Here is a 22032-nt window from a genome sequence, read left to right as displayed (position 1 = left end):
GGCGGAATAAACAACAGACATAAAGGAGCGAACTGGATATTTTTTTCGTACCTTTGCGGGAAATTTCTCAGGTTCTAATGGCTTCGTTCAATCCGGTTAAGATTTTTTCAGGGACTCAATCCACGTACTTAGCCGAAAAAATCGCTCACTATTACGGTAAAGACTTAGGCGGGTATACCTGCCGTCGGTTCAGCGACGGTGAAATGTCGCCTAGTTTTGAGGAATCGGTTCGGGGATGTGACGTTTTCCTGATTCAGTCGACACCGCCCCCCGGCGATAACCTGATGGAGTTGTTATTGATGGTCGATGCCGCCCGACGAGCGTCTGCTCACTACGTTACCGTCGTGATTCCTTATTTTGGCTACGCACGCCAGGATCGGAAAGACAAGCCTCGGGTATCCATTGCGGCAAAATTAGTGGCTAATATGCTGGCAGCATCGGGAGCCGACCGGTTAATGACCATCGATTTACACGCTGGTCAGATTCAGGGCTTTTTCGACTTCCCGGTCGACCATCTGGAAGGAACATCGGTTTTCGTACCGTATATCCGCAGTCTGAATCTGGAGAATCTGGTTGTGGCATCGCCCGACGTGGGTGGCGCCAATCGTGCCCGTACATTTGCCAAGCATTTTAATGCCGACATCGTGCTGTGCGACAAACACCGGAAACGGGCCAATGAAATTGCGTCGATGCAGGTAATTGGTGATGTTGAAGGAGCCAACGTAGTGCTCGTTGACGATTTGATCGATACGGGCGGAACGATGGCAAAAGCGGCTCAGATCATTATGGACAAAGGAGCGGCTTCAGTACGTGCCGTGTGTACGCACCCAATTATGTCGGGTAAGGCTCACGAGAATATTTCGAATTCGGTACTGGAAGAACTAGTCGTAGCCGATACGTTGCCCATGCGGGAGCCGAATTCAAAAATCAGGGTACTTTCAGTAGCGGAGCTGTTTGCTAAAGCGATTGGCCGTATCCGGGATCATGAATCTATTAGTTCACTTTTCATAAAATACTGATTGATCGATAGTTGAATGAAAATCTCATTCATGCATTCGCTCAGTCATTCATTCAAAAATTAATTTTAAGTCATGAATAAAATCGAGATTGTAGGGTATAAACGAGCGAATCTCGGCCGCACGGAATCACAAGCGATTCGGGCCGAGGGCAATGTTCCGTGTGTGTTGTATGGTGGTTCAGAACAAGTGCATTTCTATGCACCAGCTATTTTGTTCCGCTCACTGATTTACACGCCTAACGTGTATGAAGTAACGCTGAACATTGAAGGTACTGAGTACCGGGCCATTCTTCAGGAAACCCAATTCCACCCAGTGAGTGACACACTGTTGCACGCTGACTTCCTGCAGATTGTTGACGATAAGCCTGTTAAACTGGCTGTTCCAGTTCGTCTGGTAGGTTCAGCTCCAGGTGTTCAAAAAGGTGGTAAATTAGTGACGCGCGTTCGTAAACTGCGCGTGAAAGGTACGGTTGATAAAATCCCTGACTTCATTGATGTAGACGTATCAGGTCTTGACCTGGGTAAATCTGTTCGTGTTGGTCAAATTCAGGTTACAGATATTGAACTACTTGAGCAGGCGTCTAACCCTGTTGCCAGCATCGAAATCCCACGTGCACTACGTGGTCAGGTTTCTGCCAAGTAACAATATTCTTACTAACTAATAGATACGTAAAAGCCCTCCTGAGCAATCAGAGAGGGCTTTTTGTGTCGCTCATCGTGACTAATGTCGCCTGCGTCCGTCTCGGATACATACCATTAATCATTGTAGCATAAGACTGACAGGATCAACATTACTCGTCGGCTTATTTATTTACCAAAAGAACCTATCAACATCATCTGTACGTATGCACACAGGACGTAGCTATACCCTCAAAGAACTAATCCTCTGGACTAGACGCGAAATTTATGTGCTGACTCTATTAGCAGCACTGGCAACCGTATTATATGCCGTTATCGGCTGGACGTGGCTGTCGATTCCCTGGGTCCCCATTGCTTTGCTCGGCACAGCAGCCGCCTTTCTTGTCGGTTTTAAGAATAACGCTACCTACGCCCGCTCCTGGGAAGCCCGGCAGATTTGGGGTGGTATCGTCAACAGCAGCCGTAGCTGGGGTATTATGGTGCGGGATTTTATTCATGATACGTCGGCATCCGAAGCCGATGTAAAGCAGGCTCATCAACGACTAATTTATCGCCATGTTGCCTGGCTAACCGCACTACGTTACCAATTACGCGAACCTCGTAACTGGGAAACCATCTATACCAGAAGCTATAACCTGGAATACATATCGGTTTATGGTATACCGGAGAAGAACGGCAATCTGACGGAAGAACTGCGGAAACTACTATCGACCGAGGAGCTTTCGTACGTATTGAGCAAGAAGAATCGGGCTACCCAGATAATCAGCTTGCAATCGAAGGATTTAAAACAACTTTCCGCGCAGGGCTGGATTGAGGATCTTCGTTATATCCAATTGGAGACCATGCTCAAAGAGTTCTATGATCATCAGGGGAAGAGTGAACGGATCAAGAACTTTCCGTATCCACGTCACTTTGCAACGATCAACCGCTTCTTCATTCGCCTGTTTGTCATTATGATTCCTTTTGGTCTATTGAAGGAATTCGACAAACTCGGTGATAACTTGGTCTGGTTGGCGATTCCGTTCAGCGTGGCCGTATCCTGGGTCTTTACTACGCTAGATCAGATTGGCGAAAGCACTGAAAACCCGTTTGAGGGCGGCCCAAACGATACGCCTATTACGTCGATGAGCCGAACTATTGAGATTGACTTACGCGAAATGCTGGATGAAACCGATCTCCCCCCTGCCATTCAGCCCGTCAACAATATTCTGATGTAGATCGTGGGAGTATTGTTTATGGTTCATAGTCTATGGTTTATGGTTGTGCTGGTTAGTAACCACAAACTATAAACCATAGACTATGAACCATAAACCCCAACTCGTTATTTCTTCGTTACCCGGATTGAGATTCGGCGATTTTGTGCCCGTCCTTCTTCCGTATCGTTTGATGCCACCGGATGCTCCTGGCCGTACCCTTCTGCTTCCAGCCGATCTTTATCAACCCCTGACTTTTCGAGCTCGGCACGTACTGAATTCGCCCGATCCTGCGATAGTTTCAGATTGCTCGCGGCATTGCCCGTATTGTCAGTATAACCGCCTAGTTTGATGTTTACTGCGGGATAGGCTTTCAGGATTTCAGCAATATTCTTTAACTGCTCCTGCGATTCGGGTTTTAATGTAGCGGCACCCGTTTCGAACGTCAGCCGGTCAAAGTCGAACCAGGTCGTTTTATCAACGGGCTTGTCACTTTTAATAAAAGTAAGCAGCTTGTTTTCAATGCCAAACTCCGGAATGTTCAACTCAACACCACTGGTCAGCTTTTGAAGGCTAAACTCTCCAAGAGCTGCGTTGGGTGTGCTCACGTCAGCATTATCAGCCGCCGTCGATCGTTCCAGCGGTACATTGGTTCCTGCCGCTTCTTTACCTTCGCGGGCATGGCCAGGCGTTTCAGATGATTGTACGGCGATGTACGGCGCAATAACCAGCGATACAATCGACATCAACTTAATCAGAATATTCATGGATGGGCCGGACGTATCTTTAAACGGGTCGCCGACTGTATCGCCCGTTACCGACGCTTTGTGCGGCTCCGATTTCTTGTAATACGTTTCTCCATTAATAACAACGCCTTTCTCAAAGGATTTCTTAGCGTTATCCCAGGCTCCGCCCGCATTGTTCTGGAAAATTCCCATCAACACGCCCGAAACCGTTACGCCTGCCAGCAAACCACCGAGTACTTCGGGACCAAAAATAAAGCCAACAATAACGGGTACAGTCAGGGCAATAGCGCCCGGCAATACCATTTCCCGAATGGATGCCTGGGTTGAAATAGCGACGCATTTATCGTATTCGGGCGTACCGGTTCCTTCCAGAATACCAGGAATTTCGCGGAATTGACGACGAACCTCCTCAACCATTTTCATAGCGGCCCGCCCTACAGCGGCAATAGCCAAAGACGAGAAAATAAACGGAATCATAGCGCCAACAAACAGTCCGGATAATACGTCGGCTTTATAAATATCAATCGCCGAAATACCCGATATACCAACGAAAGCGGCAAACAGTGCCAAGGCTGTCAACGCAGCCGATGCAATAGCAAACCCCTTACCCGTAGCAGCGGTCGTATTCCCAACCGCGTCAAGAATATCAGTACGTCCCCGTACTTCCTCGGGCAAATAACTCATTTCCGCAATACCACCGGCGTTATCAGCAATTGGCCCAAACGCATCGATAGCCAGCTGCATCGCCGTCGTGGCCATCATACCAGCTGCCGAAATAGCCACGCCGTATAAGCCAGCAAAATGATAGGATGTATAAATACCAGCCGCCAGAACCAGAATAGGCAGTACGGTCGATTCCATCCCAACAGACAGGCCACCGATGATGTTCGTAGCTGCCCCCGTCGCCGACTGGCGAATAATTGATAGCACAGGACGGCGACCCATCGCTGTGTAATATTCTGTGATAGAGGACATTAATGCGCCCACAACCAACCCCGTTACGATAGCATAAAAGACGTCCATACGCGTAAATTCAACGCCCCGAATCTCCATCGTTACGTCGGGCAGGTAGCTCGTCACCAGAAAATAAGAAGCAACCAATGTAAGACCGATAGAGACCCAGTTGCCCAGATTCAGCGCGCCCTGTACACTACCGTTATCGTCCTTAACCCGAACAAAATACGTAGCAATGATCGAAAAAATCAGGCCAAGACCGGCAATAACCATCGGCAACACAATCGGCGCATGGCCATAAATATTGGCATCTGCCGGAATAACAATTTCCCGACCCAATACCATGGTAGCCAGAATCGTTGCTACGTATGAGCCAAACAAGTCAGCTCCCATACCCGCTACGTCGCCCACATTGTCGCCTACGTTATCGGCAATGGTCGCCGGGTTTCGTGGATCATCTTCCGGAATACCGGCTTCTACTTTACCAACCAGGTCGGCGCCAACGTCGGCGGCTTTGGTATAAATACCACCACCAACGCGCGCAAACAACGCAATCGATTCAGCCCCGAGTGAAAAACCAGCCAATACTTCCAGCGTTTTTTCCATTTGCAGGCCATTTACATCGCCCGTCGCACCCACATACATTTGGTAGAGCACGATAAACAGACCACCCAGACCAAGCACCGCCAGGCCAGCCACGCCGATTCCCATAACAGAGCCGCCGGTAAATGATACTTCCAGCGCACGAGTCAGACTAGTACGGGCCGCGTGTGCCGTACGAACGTTGGCTTTAGTGGCAATCGTCATCCCGATATAACCTGCCAGAGCCGACAGGAACGCTCCGAGGATAAATGACAAACCAATAACTGGGCTGGAATTTTCAACTAATGTCCCCGAATACGCCAGTACTATGGCGACAACAATTCCAAAATAAGTAAGAACGCGCCACTCTGCTTTCAGAAAAGCGAGGGCACCACTGGCAATGTATGCTGCGATTTCCTGCATTCGGGCATCTCCGGCATCCTGCCGAGACACCCACATATATTTGGTGAACATTACCAATAGGCCAATGACACCTAGTGCGGGAACCAGATAGACACTATAATTCATGCGATTAACTAAGTAGGTTATAAAATGGATCTAGAAAATAGGAATACGCACAAATATAAAATTTACCGAATCCCTAAAGCAGAGCACGTTGACTTTTTTTAAGGATAAGTACGTTTTTTTAAGGAGATTTTCACGAATCGGACGACAAACAAAATGCAGGCTTGGAAGTAAACTAATCGCTGTGTAGGTTCAGAAAGGAAATAGTAAGTATTACACATTCTTCTCGTAATCAATACGTTGCCTTCCCTCTAATGACACCTATGCGTAACAATCCTCGCCTAAAAATAGCCTTCTGCGGCTTAATTCTATTTTTTCTCCATATAACCCAAATACGAGCCAACGGGATCGACTCAATTCGGGTGACTGTTACGGAGGGTACAAACATGGCCGCCGACCTATCGCCCGACAAGCGTACCATTGCGATTGATCTACAGGGAACTATCTGGGTAGTACCAGCCACCGGAGGAGTGGCAAAACCCATTACCGACAACCTCGGCGACTGCCGACAACCAAGCTGGTCGCCGGATGGCAAAACCATTGCATTTCATGCCTTTTGGGATGGCCGCTACCATATCTGGACCGTTCCGGCAACCGGGGGCAAGCCGACGAAACTGACTGATGGCCTTCAGGATGACCGCGAACCGCATTGGTCGCCCGATGGGAAATACCTGGTTTTTTCGTCGGACCGAAGCGGTAACTACGACATCTGGCAACTCAGCCTGGCCGATGGCAAACTCACCCAGCTAACGACCGATTCTGGCAACGATTTTAACCCAGCCTTTTCGCCCGATGGGAAACAGGTCGCTTATATGTCCGATCGAACTAACGCACCAGGTATATACGTAGTAACGATTGCCCAACAGACAGAAAAACTCGTTTCTCCGTCTAATGCTAAACTGGCCGCTCCATCCTGGCAACCCGATGGATCGACTTTGTATTATAACGCGCTCACCAATACAAAAAGTGGTTTAGAAACAGCTTCGCTGGCCGATGGCAAAACGCAGATGCTTACCGAAGCCACTGACGATGTTTTTCCTTTTCGAACCAGTTGGTTTTCATCCACTGACTATCTTTTCACATCCAGCGGTTTGCTGAAACGGGGCAAAATTGGTTCGTCAGCGCTGCAAACCATTCCTTTTCAGGCTATCATTACATTACCGCGTACGTCCTACAAACGTAAGCGTTACGATTTCGACAGTAAAAAACCTCAACCCGTTCAGGGTATCAAAGGCTCAGCCATCTCTCCAGATGGTAAACAGATTGCCTTTGCCGCTCTGGGTGATATCTGGATTCTGACGAAAGGAACGAAAACGCCGGAACGGATCACTCAGGGGCCAACGATGGAACTGGAGCCCGGCTGGTCGCCCGACGGCACTAAATTGACTTATGTTTCTGATCGAAACGGGAACATGGATGTCTGGATTCGGGACCTAAAAACCGGCCAGGATCGACTGCTGGTTGATATGCCCGACGACTTGCATTATCCAACCTGGTCGCCGGATGGCAGTAAAATCGCCTTTTACCAGAGCGACCCACGTAACGCCTGGGGACGTAGCACGCTCTATACGGCCGACGTAACGTACACCGCCGACGTAACGGTCCCCAAAACGCAAAAGCGTCACGAATCAGTCTTTGTACCCAGTCAGGCGAGTTGGTCGCCGGATGGCAAAACCATTGCGATTTCTGCCCTTCATCCTTACTCGTCTCGTTACCGCGAGGGCGTCAGCGAAGTGCTGCTACTCTCACTCGACGGCAAGAATGATCGATACGTAACACCAGCGCCCGGCCACAGTCTGGCAACACGCGGGCAGAATGGCCCTGTATGGTCACCCGACGGCACCAAGATGGCCTACGTACTGGACGGCTTACTGTGGGTTACCGACGTAAAACCCGATGGAACGATCACGGGTACACCCCGCCAGCTGACATCGGAACAATCGGATACCCCCACCTGGACCGGCGATTCGAAAAGCCTGCTGTTTCTGGCAACGGACGTATTAAAACAGGTTTACCTGACCGACGGCCATATCGACACACTTCCAATGGATTTAACCTGGACAGCCAGCCAGGCAACTGGGCCAACAGTTATCCATGCCGGGCGCTTGTTTGACGGTAAGACAAATACGTATCGTACCAACGTCGATATAATCCTCGATGGGCACCGTATTAAAGCGATTGAGCCTCACAAAACGGGTCGTTCTGGTAAACTGATTGACGCATCGACCAAGACCGTTATTCCTGGTCTGTTTGAGATGCATACGCATCAACATTCCATGGTTGGCGAAAAGATCGGGCGACTATGGCTATCGTTCGGCATTACGTCGGTACGTGAGCCCGGCGCAGACCCCTATGATGCGCTCGAACGCAAAGAATCCTGGGCAAGCAGCACCCGTCCTGGCCCCCGTCAGTTCTTCACGGGTGGCCTGACCGATGGCAATCGCATTTACTACGGAGCCGCTACCAGCATTAACTCCGACGAGCAACTCGACCGCGAACTCAACCGCGCTATCCGATTAGGGTATGACCTGATCAAAACCTATGTCCGTATGCCCGATGCCCGCCAGCAACGAATCACTACGTTTGCCCACGCGCACGGCATCCCGGTGTCATCGCACGAAATTTTCCCGGCCATGCGGTACGACGTTGACGCCGTTGAGCATATCGGCGGAACGAGCCGCAGAGGGTATTCCCCCAAAATCACGGCTACGAATCGGAGTTATCAGGATGTTATACAGCTGCTGGCCAAATCCGGCATGAACATTACGCCGACCGCGTCACTACAGGGTGGTTTCGCAGTATTGGGTACTAAAGATCCCAGCCTCTACGAAAATCGGCAGTACAGGACTTTTTATTCAGAGGAGTTCAGCAACGCGCTTCAGGCCAGTTCGGCCCAGTACGCAAAAATCAGTCCGGGGTACCTGACAAACTTCGGCAATTTGCAGAAAGGCGTAAAAGCGCTGATCGACGCGGGCGCACACGTAACAACGGGTACCGACAGTCCATTTGTACCCTATGGTTTAAGCTTACACACCGAGCTACAATCGTTTGTTGGCGCTGGTCTGACTCCCTATCAGGCGCTACGTTCGGCCACACTCTGGGCCGCCGAAACAGTTGGCGTCAGTAAAGACCTAGGTTCCATTGAGCCGGGCAAACTGGCGGATATGGTGATCGTCAATGGCGATCCGCTGACCAATATCAAAGACGCGCTGCAGGTTGAGCAGGTCATTAAAAACGGCGAAGTCATGCCAATTGAGCGCCTGTTAACCCGACCGTAGTCTGTTTCGAACTGTCTCTGGCTGTTTGTGTTTTAAGATTAATATAAACAAACAGCCAGAGACAGTTTGAGACTTAAAAGCCAGCGGCCTGACCGTCTTTGCGGGATTCGGTGGCTCCGTGATAAACTTTGTTTTTGGCGTCGTACATAATGGCCTGATACCCACCGTAGCCACCCATGCCATAGCCCATTTTATGGCCTCGGCGCATCAGTTCGCGAATAGTTTCGTACGGATATCCTGATTCTAACGTAACAATGCCCGAATCAACCATTTTTTCGCCCGTCGGCTCCGACGATCCCTGATGATCGATACGGGGTGCATCGCCCGCTTCCTGCGGATTCATGCCATAATCGATCATATTCATAATGATCTGCACATGGCCCAGCGGCTGGAAACTGCCCCCCATCACTCCGAAGCTCATAAATGGTTGTCCGTCTTTAGTGATGAAAGCGGGAATAATGGTCTGAAAAGGGCGCTTGTGAGGAGCAAACGTATTATTCTGACCGTCAATTAAACTATATAATTCGCCCCGGTCCTGAAGCATAAAACCCAGTCCATCAGGCACCATACCTGAGCCAAAACCCCGATAATTGCTCTGAATCAGTGATACCATGTTCCCTTCTTCATCGGCTACGGTCAAATAGATGGTATCGCCCTGCCGAAGCGCCGGATTACCCGCATCGACACGGCTGGCCGCACGATTCAAATCAATCAGTTTGCGCCGGTCTGACGCGTAATTTTTAGAGACCAGTTCCTGCACCGGAATCTGGGCAAACGCAGGATCAGCGTAATACTTAGCCCGATCTTCGAAAGCTAGTTTTTTCGCTTCAACAAACCGATGAATGTGCTCTGGACTTCCCCACGGAATCTGCGAAAAATCGTATCCTTCCAGAATATTCAGCATCTGCAATGCTGCAATACCCTGACTATTGGGGGGCAGCTCCCATACGTCATACCCCCGATAATTAGTCGAAACCGGCTCAACCCAGGTCGATGTATGATCAGCCAGATCTTTGGCGCTCAGGTAACCGCCCATCTTTTTCATAAACGCATCAATGGTCTGGGCAATTTCGCCCTTATAGAAAGCGTCCCGGCCACCTTTGGCAATTTTTTCGAGCGTGTTCGCCAGATTCGGGTTTTTAAATACGTCGCCCCGCTTCGGTGCCGCTCCAGTGGGCGCATAGGTTTCCTTCACGTTCGGATATTTACTGAACCGACCAATCATACTCGACCAGTAAAAAGCCGCTTCGTCATGAACCGGGTAGCCCTCACGCGCATAGTTAATGGCATGCGACAAAATTTTCGGCATGGGTGTCCGGCCAAATCGTTTATGCAGTTCAAACCACGCATCGACGCAACCCGGAACCGATACCGGCAATGGCCCATCCGACGGAATATGCGTCAAGCCTCGTTTCTGAAGCTCCGCTAACGTAAGCGTATACGGCGACCGGCCCGATCCATTCAAGCCGTATAGCTTTTTCGTTTTGGCATCCCAGACAATGGCAAACAAATCACCACCAATTCCATTGACGTGTGGTTCAACCAGTCCTTCCATAGCATTGGCAGCAATGGCGGCATCAATGGCATTCCCTCCCGAACGTAGTACATCAACAGCGGCCTGGGTCGATAAGGGATGCGACGTACAGGCCATCCCATGTCGAGCCATCACAACCGCTCTGGTAGCAAATGTCTTACCCGTCAGCCGATCCTGGGCCTGCAAAAACGAACTACTCAAACTAAGCAGAGCAGCAGCAAAGAAAACGTGTTTCATGAAGATGAAGGAGAAGTTAGTTGGTTAAGTCCGGTAATTCCACTCAAGACAGATTTAAAAATAGTGATTATTTTAATTTTAAGCGGGTTTTTGACTTCCAGAACGGGTAAAACCCCAGCAATGACCTCTTAGTTGTTTACATAACCATCTCGTCAAAGCTCAATGAATAAAGTCTTTTCAGTAAGTCTTCTTCTTAGCCTGGTATTACTGCTGCCGGGCTATACTGTTGTTAAAACAAAACCTACCGCCGTTCGAAAAGCCGATGTTATCATCTATGGTGGAACCTCAGCGGCTGTTACGGCAGCGGTTCAGGTGAAGAAAATGGGCAAATCGGTCATTATCGTGTCGCCCGATACGCATCTGGGTGGCTTATCGTCGGGAGGGCTGGGCTTTACGGATACCGGCAATAAAGAAGTGATCGGTGGACTTTCCCGCGAATTTTACCAACGGCTCTATCAGCATTATCAAGATCCTGACAACTGGAAATGGCAGAAAAAAGAAGAATATGGCAACAAAGGTCAGGGAACACCCGCCATCGATGGCAATGAGCGCACCATGTGGATTTTTGAGCCGCATGCTGCCGAAAAGGTTTTTGAAGACTTTATCAAAGAATACGAAATCACGGTTTATCGGGACGAATGGCTCGATCGTTCTAAAACCGGCGTTACTAAAAAAGCGGGCATTGTTAGTTCATTCCGTACGCTGAAAGGCAATGTATATGCCGGTAAAATGTTCATCGACGTTACGTATGAAGGCGATTTGATGGCTGCATCCGGTGTCAACTACCACGTCGGCCGGGAAGCGAATAGCGTCTATGGCGAAAAATGGAACGGTGTTCAAACAGAAGTGTTTCAGCATGGTCACTATTTCAAAGCCAACGTTAGTCCGTATAAAATTGCCGGAGATCCCAAGAGTGGTCTATTGCCCGAAGTGTCCCCGAATCCGCCCGGTGAAAAAGGTTCTGGCGATAAAAAAATTCAGGCCTATTGCTTTCGGATGTGTTTGAGCAATAACCCCGAAAACCGCGTTCCGTTCCCCAAGCCAGATGGCTATGATCCGGCTCGCTACGAACTACTGGCACGAGTGTTTGCTACCGGCTGGCGCGAAACCTTCGATAAGTTCGACCCCATCCCGAACCGCAAAACGGATACGAACAATCACGGGCCGTTCAGCACCGACTACATCGGCAAAAACTACGATTATCCCGAAGCTACGTACCAGCGCCGGAAACAGATCATTAAAGAGCATGAACTGTATCAGAAAGGGCTAATGTACTTTCTGGCAAACGACCCTCGCGTGCCCGACGATGTTCAGTCGAAAATGAAACAGTGGGGACTGGCCAAAGATGAATTCACCGAAAATGGTAACTGGCCCCGGCAGCTATATATCCGGGAAGCCCGCCGGATGCTGGGCGAATTTGTTATGACCGAAGAAGATGTGCTGGGCCGTAACACGGTCCCCGATCCGGTTGGTATGGGCTCCTACTCGCTGGATGCGCACAACGCCCAGCGCTACGTTAAAAAAGATGGCTTTGTGCAAAATGAGGGCGACATTGGTGTTCATCCCGATAAGCCTTATTCCATTGCTTATGGCGCTATCGTTCCCAAAGAAAGCGAATGTAAAAACGTACTGGTGCCGGTCTGTGTGTCCAGTTCTCACATTGCCTTCGGTTCTATTCGTATGGAACCTGTTTTTATGATTCTGGGCCAATCAGCGGCTACAGCGGCTGTTCTTGCCATTGAGAACAACGTATCGGTTCAGAAACTGCCGTATGCCAAACTCCAGGAGGTTTTATTGAAAGACAAGCAGCGCTTGACGTTGTAAGTTTAGTGCTACGTTCCCGAAAGCTCAAAACTTCCGGGAACGTAGTCAGACATTACCGACCAGCCCGCTTCTGCAACGTATCGCGCGACAGAACAATCAGGTGACCGATTGGCTTACCAGCCCGATACGTAACAACACGCAGCGTAATTGGCCCTTCCGGTAGCTCGACCGGTTGACTATACTTTGTCGAAAAATTATCGGGCATCGTGTCATCAATCGAATAGAAAATATCCAGTCCCGGCACTTCACTTTCCAGCTCCAGCACCAATTTCCCGTTCTTTAGGCTGGTTTTGACAATGGCATCATAAACCGCCCGCGAATAATTAACCTGTGCTACGTCGGCCCGGTCGAAATGCGTTTCCATCCGCGTAACGAAGTTGTCCCAGTTTTTTGATTCTTTCGGTGACCAATATACGTCAGACAAGGCCCAGGCACGCGGATAGAGCATGTATTCGGCATAGCGCAGATTAGGAATTTGCTCCGTCCAGAGGTTTCCCTGGCCACCCAGAATGTATTTTGCCTCCACACCATCGGGAACAGGCTCAAAGCTGTAACTTTTTTTAGTACGAAGACTCGCATAAATAGGCGGATCGATATCGCTCTGCTGGTAATCCAGATAAGCAAACGTAGTAGGCGTCATCACTACGTTATGCCCCAGATGCGCGGCTTCGATTCCCCCTTTCACACCACGCCAGCTCATAACGGTGGCTTCGGGCGAAATACCACCTTCCAGAATTTCGTCCCAGCCCAGCAGTTTCTTTCCTTTAGCTTTCAGAATCTTCTCCACCCGATTCATAAAATAGCCCTGCAAATCCTCTACGTGCCGGATATTCAACTGCTTCATCAGGGCCTGGCAACCAGGGTCCTGCTGCCAATACCCTTTATAACATTCATCGCCACCTACGTGGATATAAGGATTCGGGAAAAGAGCCGCGACTTCGGTAAAAACCTTGTCCAGAAACTCATACACTTTCTCGTCCGACGGATTCAGCGTATTCTCGACCAGCATTTTGAACGTACCGTTTCCGTACCATTCTGAGAAGGCCGTTCCAGGGTTTACGCTAACCTGCGCTTTGGTACAGCTCAATTCCGGATAAGCCGCCAAAGCCGCCATACTATGCCCCGGCACATCTATTTCGGGAACTATCGTGATATTACGTTCCTGCGCGAACTTGATAATTTCTTTGATATCCTCCTGCGTATAAAAACCGCCATACGTAGCGGCTTCACCCGGTTTTGGCTCTGCCCTATTACCAAAATGACCAGCTCGCTGAACCCGCCATGCCCCTACTTCGGTCAGTTTGGGCAGCGATTTTATTTCAATCCGCCAGCCGTTATCGTCTGTCAGGTGCCAGTGTAAGGTATTGTATTTAAGCCGGGCCAGCTGCTCCAGATGCCGTTTGATATCCTCTTTTGGAAAGAAATGTCGGCTTACATCCAGCATAACACCCCGCCAGCCAAACCGGGGGTAGTCCGTTATCCGAACGGCCGGAACGGACCACGCTACGTTCGCCAGCGACTTTCCCTCCACTTCTTTGGGTAGCAGTTGCAGCACCGATTGCATACCATAAAACAACCCGGCATAGGCATTGGCCGTAATCGTTACCCCCTTAGACGTAACATTGAGCCTGTATCCTTCATTACCCAATTTCGAGTCTGGCGTATCGTTTAACGAGAATAAAAGATCGGCTTTCTTTCCTTGTTTTGCTTTCAGGCTATAGCCAGTGGGTACGCTCAGCTTTTGAACAAGCATATCGGCCACGGCTTTTCCGGCGGGTTTATCGTAGCCAACAGTCGTATTTTTTGTAATTGTAAACGTCCCTGTTTGTATCTGTACTTCAGCGGGTTGAGGAATCAGTTGAACGGATTGCTGGGCGTGTGCAAGCGTAATAGAAACCAGCCAAAGCCAAATAGCAGCCTTATATAGTCGCATGTCGAATGAGGGTTATAGATATTCGTAAAAGTAGAAAATGCTATCATTATAATATCCTATCCTAACCAAGCGACCCAATCATTATTAAGAATAAATACTTATAAATTTCGTAAGTAATCATACACAAAATAGACTAGTAAAAAATATAACACATCCGCTATTTTATTATGTATATAATATAAAATTCCACTATATATCATTTTACTAAAATTATATTTTGAACAATAAATATTTATACTAGTTTTGCAACATCAAGATTTCTCTTTTAAAAAAATTTAAAATTATGAAGAAATCACTACTCGTTAAGCAACAGCCAGCCAGTTCAGAACATTGGCTTTGGATAGTTTTGGCCAGATAAACAGTAGTGACTTTTTCGACAAAATAAGCGTTCGCATCCATCATTAGCTGGCGTGGAAAGCGACCTTTTACCAATGAATAAACGGTTTGGCAATGTCTATACCAGTCCATTTCAGAAAATTCCATTTTCCCAATCAGTTCTTTAGTTGTTAGGTAATGTGTCAAAGGGCTATTCCACTTGGGATAGCCTTTTCTACGAGCAACATTCCATCTGACAAAAAACACTGCTACGTAATCAAACCAGTGACTAAATCGTAAATTTGTCCGATACGTCATCAATCCATTCACTACCTGTGCTATTACGTAACCGTTTACCAGGATTTATTGTCGCCCTCACCCTCGTCACGGCGTCTTTTGCTCAAGTTCCCTACGGTTCCATTAAACCGACTCCCTCCGGCGAAATTCTATCGAACCTGAAAAAGCTGAACGTTCTTGGTTCAGTCTTATACGTAGCGGCTCATCCTGATGATGAAAATACGCTCATGCTGGCTTATCTGGCCAAAGATCGGCTCGTACGAACAGGCTATTTATCACTAACCAGGGGCGACGGAGGCCAAAACCTGATTGGCTCCGAGCAGGGCGAAAATATAGGGGTCATTCGCACGCAGGAACTGCTGGCAGCCCGGCGCGTTGATGGGCCAGATCAGTTTTTCAGCCGTGCCTATGACTTTGGGTTTTCCAAATCAACGGACGAAGCCGTCCGTACCTGGGGTCAGGAAAAAGTACTTGCCGACGTAGTCTGGATGATTCGCAAATACCAGCCCGACGTGATCATTACGCGTTTTCCGCCCGATTCGCGCGCTGGTCATGGCCATCATAGCGCATCGGGCTACCTGGCCGAACAGGCGTTTAAAATTTCTAATGATCCGACCAAATTTCCTGAACAACTCACGTACGTAAAACCCTGGCAGGCTAAGCGAATTCTGTGGAACGTATTTATTCCCGGCGCATTTATGAGTGCTAAAAAACCCGACGAAGCCGGTAATCTAATTGGGATCGAAACGGGGCTCTACAACCCATTACTGGGGAAATCGTACGGCGAAATTGCTTCTGAAAGCCGAAGCCAACATAAGAGCCAGGGTTTTGGCGTACCAGCTAACCGAGGTGCCCGATTAGACTATTTGCTGCTTAAAGGTGGCGATCCGGTCGAAAAAGATCCGTTTGATGGCATCGATTTAACCTGGAAACGAGTGCCCAACAGCGAGCAAGTGCAGTTGCAGGTAAACCAGCTTCTCAGTGCGTTCAAGCCAGAGCAACCCGATGCGTCTGTTCCGGCGCTGGTCCAATTATACAGTTCGATCAGCAAACTGGATACGGCCAACCTGTATGTCAAAAGCAAACGGCAGGAAGTTGAGCAACTGATTCGTCAATGCCTGGGCTTATGGCTCGAAACAAATCCGACCGATTATGCGGCCACACCGGGCGAAACGATCAAACTCAATACGAACGTAGTCAATCGGTCTGATGTTGCGGTTAAGCTTCTCCGTGTCCAATACTCAACTGGGAAAGATACAACCGTAAGCGCCCCTCTGAAAGCAAATGACGTCGTTAGCTGGTCTACTTTCGTTACCATACCTAAAGGCGAAAAAATCTCACAGCCCTACTGGCTCGAAAAACCAATCATCAAGGGCTTGTTCCAGGTCGATAACCAGCAATTGATTGGGCTTCCGGAGAACCCACCTGCGCTGACGGCAACCTATACCGTCGAAATCAGTGGTCAATCGTTTACGTTTAGTCGGCCCGTAGTGTTTAAATCGACCGATCCGGTCGACGGAGAAATTTATCGTCCGTTCATTATTCAGCCCGACGTAACGGCGAACCTGAATGAGCGCGTATATGCGTTCTCGGACGCAACGCCCAAAACCGCTGAACTTATCCTTAGAGCTGGCCGGGCCAACGTATCGGGAACGGTTAAACTCAACGCACCCGCTGGCTGGCGAGTAGAGCCCGCTTCGCTCCCATTCTCGTTGACTGGCAAAGGCAGTGAGCAGCGCGTATCCTTCAAAATTACCCCAACGGCACAGGCACAAAACGGTTCGTTACAGGCATTGATGACCACTGGCGACGGTACGTTCACGACGGGGCTACGCATTATTGGTTATAAGCATATTCCGACCCAAACGCTGTTCCCGCCCGCCGAAGCTAAACTCGTCAAGCTGGATGTTAAAGTAACCGCCAAAAACGTCGGCTACATTGTGGGTGCGGGCGATGAAGTTCCGGCCGCCCTCCAACAGATGGGTTGCCACGTAACGCTGTTGGGACCTGCTGAGCTGAGTAGAAACCTATCGGCTTATGACGCCATTGTGGTCGGTGTAAGGGCTTACAATACGAACGATTATCTGGCTCACTACCAAGCGAATTTGATGGATTACGTTAAAAACGGAGGCACGATGGTCGTTCAGTACGTAACGCCGGGCGGTTCAGGATTTATCCAGAATGGTCTTAAAGTAAGTCAGTTTGGCCCTTATCCGTTCAAGGTTGTTAATGAGCGGGTTACCGAAGAAGACGCCAAGATGACGTTTACCAATCCGCAACACCGACTGCTGAACTACCCGAACAAAATCACAGAAGCCGACTTCAACGGCTGGATTCAGGAACGCGGTATTTATTTCGCGCAGGATTGGGATAAAGCCTATGAAACTATTTTCTCGGCCCACGACCAGAACGAGGCTCCCAAGCAGGGAAGCCTGATTTATGCCAAATATGGTAAAGGAAATTTCATCTATACCGGCCTGGTTTTCTTCCGCGAGCTGCCCGCCGGTGTCCCTGGCGCCTACCGCCTGTTTGCCAATCTGATTTCGGTCGGTAAGTAAATTTGCCTAAGGGCTGTAAAATCAAGTGTCAAAAGCTGATTTTATAGCCCTTAATTTTTTAGTTCCTCTAGTTCCCAATACGTCTTCTTCCCTTTCAGTTCAGCCTGTTTCATCATTTCGTCGGCTCCAACCGAAGGGCCGCCAATACGTACTACAGCATCGCAATGATCGATTAAGCGGACGGCTACCGGGTGAAAAATTTCGTTAAAAACAGCGTCGCCCAATTGTGTCGAACCGGCCTGATGAATGAGCGGCAACGCGATCCACTCCCCGCAAACAGGCGTGTGCCCCTTTCGATATATGGCTAAAGCAGCCTCTTCCATTCGGTGCATGTTCTGAGCAATCCGTTCGGGTTCATCATTGGTGTTGGAGCGATATGGCCCAGCGATTAAAATCAGCATATTAGTTTTGATACGTAGCGGTGAGTTGTTGTAATCGCAAATGTTGCAGCAGCATAATCGTTTTTCCGTCCATAATTTCGCCACGTTCCATCATGGCAACAGCCTCCGTAAAAGGCAATTCCAGAATATCGATTTCTTCTTCTTCGATACCTCCGCCTGCGCTACGTTCGGTATCGGTTGTATATTGAGCAATGTAGAAAAACAGTTTTTCGGTTACTGAACCGGGACTCATATACGCTTCCATCACTTTCTGCACCGATTGAATCCGATAGCCGGTTTCTTCTTCCGTTTCGCGAATGATGGCCGTTTCGGGATCATCGTTGTCGAGCAGGCCAGCACAGGTTTCTATTAACATACCCGATGAATTACCATTCACAAACGTCGGTAACCGAAACTGCCGCGTCAGAATAACCATATCCGTTTGTGGGTTATGGAGCAGAATCGTAGCTCCGTTACCACGATCGTAGGCTTCGCGCTGCTGCGTTGCCCATTGCCCATTCTTACCCAGATAGTTGAACGTAAATCGCTTCAGCACGTACCAATTATCTGACAGCAGTTTCTCTTCGGTTATTTGTACGCGTTCATTAGCCATTTGTTTTAATTTGTTTAAAATTGTTTATTTTTGTTCAAAACAAATCAATAACGTATGAATTTCCAAAATCGGAAGCAGCTAATTGTACAAACGGTCGAAGAACGAGGCTCAGTTGATGTACGTGAACTGGCCGATTTATTACGTACTTCAGAGATGACGGTCCGGCGCGATTTAGTTCAACTGGCGTCAATGGGGCTCATTTACCGTACGCGCGGGGGCGCTATGCGAGTAAGTCTGGCTACTGATAAACATACGTTTGCCAACAAAACGGCGGTTAATGCCGAGCGTAAGGATTACATCTGCCGGTTGGCAGCTCAGGAAATCCAGGAAGGCGACGTTATTTTCATGGATTGTGGGAGTACCGTGTTTCGTTTGTGTCAGTTTATTCGCAACAAACGGATTACGGTGGTCACCAATTCATTGCCGGTAATGGCCGAATTGATGACCTCCGACGTTTCAATCAATCTCGTTGGTGGTGAAGTTGATAAAGAGCGGCAGGCTATTCATGGCCTGATAGCCGAAGAACACATGGCTCGCTACCGGGCCAATCGGGCGTTTATCGGTATCGATGGTATTTCGTTGGCAAACGGACTGAGCGCCAACAGCGAAAAAGAAGCCAGCACAGCCACAACAATGGCCCGGCAGAGTGATAAGGTGTATTTGCTTTGCGATTCATCGAAGCTGGAAACGAACAAATATTTACACTTCGCTCCGCTCACGATGTTCGACGTATTGATTACCGATCAGGAAGCTCCAACAGACGTAGTAACAGCCTATCGGCAAGCCGGTGTTACGTTACTTAACGAATAACGTAACACCAGCCTAACGCCATCAGTGACCGGCATCGGCGATACGCAACTCATTGATATCCAACTGAAGCTCAGCTTTACGAATTTCCTCATCCGTAAAAAGCTTGTTCTGTCTCATCGCAAAAAGTTCTTTACGCTGTTGGGCGTATATGTCCAGCAGGACGTGGTTATAGTGTTCAATACGCTCTTCCTCTTTTTCCGCTCCATCATACTCCAGCGAGTCCAGCCGCTGCTGGATTACGTCGGTCTGGTGCTGGAGATCTTTCACCAATAAGCCAACCAGCTCGTTGGCTGCTACTTCTGCCGAGAATTTCTCATTCAATCGCTTGAGCGCTACACGATTTAACCGCAATTGAATCCCCGTCCGCTGTTCATGTTCAGAAGCATACTGATCGATTTCTCCAATCTTAATCCATTTAATAATAAAGGGCAACGTCAGTCCCTGCACGACCAACGTAATAAAAATGACAACGAACGTGATGAAAATAATTAAACTACGTAGTGGAAAAGGGACTCCGTTTTCGTTCATCAATTCAGGAATAGATAAAGCCGTTGCCAGTGACACCACACCACGCATCCCGGCCCATCCCGTAACTAGCGGCCCTTTCCAACCCGGCGATCCTTCCTTCCGAATCGTAGCACTTAGCCAGCGCGGTACGTGCGAAGCCGGGAATACCCATAGAAACCGAAGCACTATTGTTATAGCGCTGATAATCAACCCATACTTAATCCCATCGGCAATAGAATAATTACCCAGCCCGTCAACAATATCCGGCAAGGCCAATCCAATCAGGACGAATACAAGGGCATTCATCACAAAAATCAACGTTGTCCATACACCCAGCATATTCATCCGGGTGCTGCCCGTCTGAAACACTTCGTGCGAACGATACGAAATAAATAACCCTCCACTGACAACAGCCATGACGCCCGAAAAATGAAATTGTTCAGCAGCCAGAAACAATATGTAGGGCGTCATAATAGTGAGAGCGGCATCAATAGCAGGCGTGGTGGGCAAAAACCGGTGAACAGCATACATGATATGAGCCCCTGCCAAACCGACAACGATGCCCATGCCCGCTACTAAAAAGAATTGTCCGGTGGCTTCCTCCATTGAGAAAGAACCAGTCATAACAGCCGCCAGCGCAAACCGAAACACAATCAGGGAAGAGGCATCGTTCACCAGACTTTCACCTTCCAGAATGGTCATCAACCGTTTCGGAACGGGCAGTCCTTTCATAACCGTGGCGGCCGCTACAGCATCGGGAGGAGAGATAATACCACCCAGCAAAAAGCCTAACGCCAGGGTAAAACCGGGAATTAGTGCAACGCTGGAATAAGCCACTACTGTGGAGGTAAAAAACACCAGCCCGAAAGCAAGTAAGGCAATGGGTCGTTTCCATTTCCAGAATTCATTCCAGGAGGTGTACCAGGCGGCTTCGTATAAAAGTGGAGGTAGAAAAATCAGGAAAATAACATCCGGATCAAGATGCATTCGAGGAATGCCAGGTATAAAGCTGATACCCAGCCCTGCCAGAACCAGAAAGATTGGATAAGCAATTTTTATCCGCTGGGCTACCATGACCAGCAGAAACACCGAAAATAATAAGCCAAGAATCAGTAAAAGGTTATGATGCATAGATATGAAGGCAGAGTAGACAAAGAAGGTGCTATGGGTGTAGCAAGGCAGCATACATGTTCCCCTGCCGGTACGCCGATGGCCGTTCACCCAGTTTCTGGCCAGCCGTAAATCCTATGGCTGAAAATAAGTGCTGCAACTGACTGAACGTAACCGGATAAGGCACCCACGGATTCGATTGGGTAGTTTCGTATTCCACAATCAGTACACGGGCTTCCGCTGAAAACTGTTTTTTGAGTTGTTTCAGGAAGCGCGGTTTATCGGCAACGTAGTGCAGCGAATTCGCCATTAATACGCCGTCCAGCAAAGGCAATTCAGGCAGATTTCTCTCAAAATCTGCCTGAATAAACTCAATATCGACCGACCGATTGCCAGATACTTTCAGGCCATACTGCCGTTGCTGATCAATAGCATAGATTTGGCTGCCATCGGGTAAAAAAGAAGCCAGTGCCTGCGTGAACAAGCCGCTTCCACAACCCAGATCGGCCCAAACCTGAGGCACGTTGCCAGGTATAGCCTCGGACCCAATCAAATCAATTGCATCTTGTAACTGCATAGCCGTATGCTACGGTCGGTTATTAGTTGGCCTGCCCAATATCGAGCCGGTTGAATTTACCGTCCGCGTTAAGATAAAATTTAAAATACGTTTTAAAGTCGCCCCAGCTCTGCGTGTGGAAGTTTCCGTAGATCGCTTTCCCGTCATCTTCCACTTTATCAATGCTGGTGAAACGTTCATGGCCGCAGGCTTCCTTTACAAACCGATGGAAATCGCGGGCGTTCCCATCATCATAAAGTTTAGCGTCCGATGTAAAAAACGATGACCAACGAGCGGCATCGCCTGCCTGCCAGGCATCAAAAGCAGCTTTAACGGTGGCATTGGTTAGTTTACTGGTATCCATAGTTGTGGTGGTTTTTGTTACGTTATTTTTTGGTTTAGATTGTCCACAAGCGACAACGG

16 protein-coding genes are annotated in these 22032 nt (G+C 48.8%); 7 read left to right on the top strand and 9 right to left on the bottom strand.

The window, feature by feature from the left end; translation table 11 throughout:
- Window positions 1–77: 77 nt before the first annotated feature.
- From GK108_RS09105 to GK108_RS09095, 3 genes are all read left to right on the top strand, one after another.
- Window positions 78–1019 carry a ribose-phosphate pyrophosphokinase gene (locus tag GK108_RS09105; RefSeq protein ID WP_163946940.1) on the top strand — a complete coding sequence of 314 codons (942 nt, stop codon included), beginning with the start codon at window positions 78–80 and terminating at the stop codon, window positions 1017–1019.
- 72 nt (window positions 1020–1091) lie between these two features.
- Window positions 1092–1661, top strand: a complete 570-nt coding sequence (locus GK108_RS09100) for a 50S ribosomal protein L25/general stress protein Ctc (protein WP_163946194.1) — start codon at window positions 1092–1094, stop codon at window positions 1659–1661.
- A 202-nt stretch (window positions 1662–1863) separates the two neighbouring features.
- Complete coding sequence (locus GK108_RS09095; RefSeq protein ID WP_163946191.1) at window positions 1864–2874, top strand: bestrophin family protein; 1011 nt, start codon at window positions 1864–1866, stop codon at window positions 2872–2874.
- 104 nt (window positions 2875–2978) lie between these two features.
- On the opposite strand, the gene GK108_RS09090 is transcribed toward GK108_RS09095, so the two are convergent.
- Window positions 2979–5660, bottom strand: a complete 2682-nt coding sequence (locus GK108_RS09090; protein WP_163946188.1) for a sodium-translocating pyrophosphatase — start codon at window positions 5658–5660, stop codon at window positions 2979–2981.
- Window positions 5661–5920: 260 nt separating this feature from the next.
- Between GK108_RS09090 and GK108_RS09085 the strand changes: the two genes are divergently transcribed.
- Window positions 5921–8935 carry an amidohydrolase family protein gene (locus GK108_RS09085; RefSeq protein WP_163946185.1) on the top strand — a complete coding sequence of 1005 codons (3015 nt, stop codon included), beginning with the start codon at window positions 5921–5923 and terminating at the stop codon, window positions 8933–8935.
- A gap of 73 nt (window positions 8936–9008) precedes the next feature.
- Here GK108_RS09085 and ggt read toward each other — a convergent pair whose 3' ends face one another.
- Window positions 9009–10706, bottom strand: a complete 1698-nt coding sequence (gene ggt / locus GK108_RS09080; RefSeq protein WP_163946182.1) for a gamma-glutamyltransferase — start codon at window positions 10704–10706, stop codon at window positions 9009–9011.
- 162 nt (window positions 10707–10868) lie between these two features.
- Here ggt and GK108_RS09075 point away from each other — a divergent pair, with 162 nt between their 5' ends.
- Window positions 10869–12530, top strand: a complete 1662-nt coding sequence (locus GK108_RS09075) for an FAD-dependent oxidoreductase (RefSeq protein WP_163946179.1) — start codon at window positions 10869–10871, stop codon at window positions 12528–12530.
- Window positions 12531–12582: 52 nt separating this feature from the next.
- Here the strand turns inward: GK108_RS09075 and GK108_RS09070 are convergent, their stop codons facing one another.
- Together GK108_RS09070 and GK108_RS09065 are read right to left on the bottom strand one after the other, a co-directional pair.
- Complete coding sequence (locus tag GK108_RS09070; protein WP_163946176.1) at window positions 12583–14463, bottom strand: beta-N-acetylhexosaminidase; 1881 nt, start codon at window positions 14461–14463, stop codon at window positions 12583–12585.
- 237 nt (window positions 14464–14700) lie between these two features.
- A complete protein-coding gene (locus GK108_RS09065; RefSeq protein ID WP_163946173.1) occupies window positions 14701–14946 on the bottom strand; it encodes a hypothetical protein in 246 nt (81 codons plus the stop codon).
- Between the two features lie 167 nt (window positions 14947–15113).
- Here GK108_RS09065 and GK108_RS09060 point away from each other — a divergent pair, with 167 nt between their 5' ends.
- Window positions 15114–17633, top strand: coding sequence for a PIG-L family deacetylase (locus tag GK108_RS09060; protein WP_163946170.1), 2520 nt, complete (start codon window positions 15114–15116; stop codon window positions 17631–17633).
- A gap of 50 nt (window positions 17634–17683) precedes the next feature.
- Here the strand turns inward: GK108_RS09060 and GK108_RS09055 are convergent, their stop codons facing one another.
- Window positions 17684–18034, bottom strand: a complete 351-nt coding sequence (locus GK108_RS09055; protein WP_163946168.1) for a DUF4406 domain-containing protein — start codon at window positions 18032–18034, stop codon at window positions 17684–17686.
- 1 nt (window position 18035) lies between these two features.
- On the bottom strand, window positions 18036–18626 hold the full coding sequence (gene nudK, locus GK108_RS09050; RefSeq protein ID WP_163946165.1) for a GDP-mannose pyrophosphatase NudK: 591 nt from the start codon (window positions 18624–18626) through the stop codon (window positions 18036–18038).
- Between the two features lie 54 nt (window positions 18627–18680).
- On the opposite strand from nudK, the gene GK108_RS09045 reads away from it, so the two are divergent.
- Window positions 18681–19436, top strand: a complete 756-nt coding sequence (locus GK108_RS09045) for a DeoR/GlpR family DNA-binding transcription regulator (RefSeq protein ID WP_163946163.1) — start codon at window positions 18681–18683, stop codon at window positions 19434–19436.
- A 21-nt stretch (window positions 19437–19457) separates the two neighbouring features.
- Here GK108_RS09045 and GK108_RS09040 read toward each other — a convergent pair whose 3' ends face one another.
- The 3 genes from GK108_RS09040 to GK108_RS09030 are packed head-to-tail and all read right to left on the bottom strand — an operon-like array spanning window position 19458 to window position 21973.
- The gene (locus GK108_RS09040) at window positions 19458–21074 is read right to left on the bottom strand and encodes a Na+/H+ antiporter (RefSeq protein WP_163946161.1); all 1617 of its coding nucleotides are present in this window, start codon (window positions 21072–21074) and stop codon (window positions 19458–19460) included.
- 31 nt (window positions 21075–21105) lie between these two features.
- A complete protein-coding gene (locus GK108_RS09035; protein ID WP_163946157.1) occupies window positions 21106–21630 on the bottom strand; it encodes a class I SAM-dependent methyltransferase in 525 nt (174 codons plus the stop codon).
- A 22-nt stretch (window positions 21631–21652) separates the two neighbouring features.
- Complete coding sequence (locus GK108_RS09030) at window positions 21653–21973, bottom strand: nuclear transport factor 2-like protein (protein WP_163946154.1); 321 nt, start codon at window positions 21971–21973, stop codon at window positions 21653–21655.
- Window positions 21974–22032: the final 59 nt, after the last annotated feature.

Origin of the sequence: Spirosoma terrae (genome assembly GCF_010435915.1) — a bacterium.
GTDB classification, from domain to species: domain Bacteria; phylum Bacteroidota; class Bacteroidia; order Cytophagales; family Spirosomataceae; genus Spirosoma; species Spirosoma terrae.
The sequence above is the reverse complement of the archived record's forward strand: the minus strand, read 5'-3'. Positions and strand labels throughout refer to the sequence as shown.

Bases quoted from the DNA above. Each gene is read 5' to 3' on its own strand.
- GK108_RS09105 (WP_163946940.1), top strand. From the start codon at position 78: ATGGCTTCGTTCAATCCGGTTAAGATTTTTTCAGGGACTCAATCCACG.
- GK108_RS09100 (WP_163946194.1), top strand. From the start codon at position 1,092: ATGAATAAAATCGAGATTGTAGGGTATAAACGAGCGAATCTCGGCCGC.
- GK108_RS09095 (WP_163946191.1), top strand. From the start codon at position 1,864: ATGCACACAGGACGTAGCTATACCCTCAAAGAACTAATCCTCTGGACT.
- GK108_RS09090 (WP_163946188.1), bottom strand. From the start codon at position 5,660: ATGAATTATAGTGTCTATCTGGTTCCCGCACTAGGTGTCATTGGCCTA.
- GK108_RS09085 (WP_163946185.1), top strand. From the start codon at position 5,921: ATGCGTAACAATCCTCGCCTAAAAATAGCCTTCTGCGGCTTAATTCTA.
- ggt (WP_163946182.1), bottom strand. From the start codon at position 10,706: ATGAAACACGTTTTCTTTGCTGCTGCTCTGCTTAGTTTGAGTAGTTCG.
- GK108_RS09075 (WP_163946179.1), top strand. From the start codon at position 10,869: ATGAATAAAGTCTTTTCAGTAAGTCTTCTTCTTAGCCTGGTATTACTG.
- GK108_RS09070 (WP_163946176.1), bottom strand. From the start codon at position 14,463: ATGCGACTATATAAGGCTGCTATTTGGCTTTGGCTGGTTTCTATTACG.
- GK108_RS09065 (WP_163946173.1), bottom strand. From the start codon at position 14,946: ATGGAATTTTCTGAAATGGACTGGTATAGACATTGCCAAACCGTTTAT.
- GK108_RS09055 (WP_163946168.1), bottom strand. From the start codon at position 18,034: ATGCTGATTTTAATCGCTGGGCCATATCGCTCCAACACCAATGATGAA.
- nudK (WP_163946165.1), bottom strand. From the start codon at position 18,626: ATGGCTAATGAACGCGTACAAATAACCGAAGAGAAACTGCTGTCAGAT.
- GK108_RS09045 (WP_163946163.1), top strand. From the start codon at position 18,681: ATGAATTTCCAAAATCGGAAGCAGCTAATTGTACAAACGGTCGAAGAA.
- GK108_RS09040 (WP_163946161.1), bottom strand. From the start codon at position 21,074: ATGCATCATAACCTTTTACTGATTCTTGGCTTATTATTTTCGGTGTTT.
- GK108_RS09035 (WP_163946157.1), bottom strand. From the start codon at position 21,630: ATGCAGTTACAAGATGCAATTGATTTGATTGGGTCCGAGGCTATACCT.
- GK108_RS09030 (WP_163946154.1), bottom strand. From the start codon at position 21,973: ATGGATACCAGTAAACTAACCAATGCCACCGTTAAAGCTGCTTTTGAT.